The following is a 2,239-nucleotide window of genomic DNA, read 5'->3' on the forward strand; positions in this document are numbered from 1 at the left end:
GCGAGCTCGTCGACATAGTCGATTTCAGAGCCCTTCAGCATCACCAGAGACATCTCGTCGATCAGCGCCGCCACCCCGTCGCGTTCGATGCGTAGATCGTCGGGCTGGGCCTCATCGACCAGGTCGAGTTGGTACTGAAAACCTGAGCAGCCGCCGCCTTCGACAGCCACGCGCAGCATGATCGGCTTGCCCTCGGACTGGCCGAGCGCCTGCAGCCGCTGGGCGGCTGCGGAAGACAGGGTGAGATCGATCGTCGTCATGCTGTGGAAAACCTCTGCCTGGACTATATGAGATCGACAGGCCCTTCGTCCAAGAGGGCATCTTTACACAGAGATCACATGATCCCTCCACCGCGCGCGTCATTCGCCGAAGATTCCTCCCTTTCGCTCGGGCGCAAGGTCGCCGAAGCCGAGAGCCGCACGCGCACGCCGTTCGCCCGGGATAGAGACCGGATCATACACGCCACGGCGTTCCGGCGGTTGAAGGAAAAGACCCAGGTCTTCGTCGCCCACGAGGGCGATCATTTCCGCACCCGGCTGACCCATTCGCTGGAGGTTGCGCAGGTGGCGCGGTCGCTGGCCACCGCGCTCGGGCTCGAGGCGGACCTCGCCGAGACCATCGCCCTGGCCCATGACCTCGGCCATCCGCCCTTCGGCCACGCCGGAGAGGACGAGTTGCAGATCCAGATGGAGCCCTTCGGCGGCTTCGATCACAACGTGCAGACCTTCCGGGTCGTCACCAAGCTGGAGCGCCGCTATCCTCGTTGGGAGGGGCTGAACCTCACCTGGGAAACCCTCGAAGGCGTCATCAAGCACAATGGCCCGGTGAGCGAGAAACTGGACCGGCCCTCGTGGAACGCCATCGCCGAGTTCGACAAGGACTATGACCTTGGGCTTTCAACCTGGGCTTCGGCCGAGGCCCAGGTCGCGGCCCTGGCCGACGACATCGCCTACAACAACCATGACGTCGACGATGGGGTTCAGGCTGGCCTGTTCCGGCTGGAGGAACTGCTGGACGTGCCGCTGATCGGCCCGATCCTGGCCAGCGTGTACAAGGACTATCCCGATCTCGACCCGGTGATCATCCGGCTGGAGGCGGTTCGGCGCATGATCGGGGCGATGGTGGACGATGTTTTGGCCGAGACTCATCGTCGCGCCCTGGCGTCCAAGGTCGGTTCGGCGGACGATGTCCGAAACCTCGATCACGCCCTGGTGGCCTTCTCCCGCGAGATGGTCGAGGACCTGTCGCGGCTCCGCGAGTTTCTGATGAACCGGATGTACCGGCATTGGCGGGTCAATCGCACGCGCAGCCAGGCCCGCCGCATTCTCGCCGAGATGTTCCAGTTGTTCATGGCCGAACCAGACGTCTTGCCGACGGAGTGGTTCGCACGGTCGCAAAATCGCGACCAAGCCGGGCGGGCCAGGGTGGTGTGTGACTACATCGCCGGGATGACCGATCGGTTCGCCATCGAAGAGCATCGGAAACTTTTCCACCTCGACGTCTGGAATTAGACGTTCGGCTGGGTTCGTCGGCCGGTTCCCTTCGCTAGAATTGCCAGACGCCGCGCGCGATTCGCGCCGCGGCTCGAGACCTTATCGGAGCCACTGATGTCCGACCCCGATCGCGGCGCTTACACGCCCCCGACCGACGCGCCCCTGTCCTTCGACGCGCGCCAGCCGGTGCGCGGCGGTGGCCCTGCGCCGATTATGCTGATCCTCAGCGGCATCGTGCTGATCGCCCTGGTGATCGCCATTGTGCTGTTCTACCGCTCCGGCGTCCGTGAAGCTGGCCAGCCGCCGCTGACCGTCGGCGCGCCCGTCGGCGAGATGAAAGGGCCCCCGCCTGCCGAGGCCCAGCCCGCCGATCCGGCCGAAGGCCTGCAGATCTACCAGTCAGAACAGGGCGAGGGGGCTCCGGCCGCGCCGAATTTCACGGCTCCGCCAGAAACGCCGCAGGCGCGCCCGGCTCCCGTGACCGTGCAGCCGCCGCCGCGCCCCGCCCCGACCGCGCCGGTCGCCTCCGCGCCGATCGCGGCCCTGCCGGCCGCTCCCACCCCCTTGAAGCCGGCGGTCGCGCCGCCGGCCGTCGCTCCCGCGCCCAAGGCCGCGACGCCTGCGCCGAAGTCGATCGACGCCGCCCTGAACCCGACGCCCGCCCCCAAGGCGACCGGCGGGGCCGCGGCCGTCCAGATCGGCGCTTTCTCCTCGCAAGCCCTGGCCGACAAGGGCTGGAACGACGC

The 2,239-nt window shown here is 67.0% G+C and carries 3 protein-coding genes; 2 read left to right on the top strand and 1 reads right to left on the bottom strand.

All coding sequences use genetic code 11. From position 1 onward, the window contains the following. On the bottom strand, positions 1-260 hold a 260-nt coding region (locus tag Q7T84_RS01405; RefSeq protein WP_304805781.1), incomplete at its 3' end, for an iron-sulfur cluster assembly accessory protein. A 78-nt stretch (positions 261-338) separates the two neighbouring features. Here Q7T84_RS01405 and Q7T84_RS01410 point away from each other — a divergent pair. Both Q7T84_RS01410 and Q7T84_RS01415 read left to right on the top strand, forming a co-directional pair. Next, entirely contained in the window at positions 339-1,511 is a 1,173-nt protein-coding gene (locus tag Q7T84_RS01410; RefSeq protein ID WP_304805782.1) for a deoxyguanosinetriphosphate triphosphohydrolase, read from the top strand. Positions 1,512-1,607: 96 nt separating this feature from the next. Then, positions 1,608-2,239 (top strand): SPOR domain-containing protein (locus tag Q7T84_RS01415; protein ID WP_304805783.1); only part of this gene is annotated, 632 nt, incomplete at its 3' end.

Source organism: Phenylobacterium sp., assembly GCF_030654915.1.
Lineage (GTDB): Bacteria > Pseudomonadota > Alphaproteobacteria > Caulobacterales > Caulobacteraceae > Phenylobacterium.

Bases quoted from the DNA above. Each gene is read 5' to 3' on its own strand.
- Q7T84_RS01410 (WP_304805782.1), top strand. From the start codon at position 339: ATGATCCCTCCACCGCGCGCGTCATTCGCCGAAGATTCCTCCCTTTCG.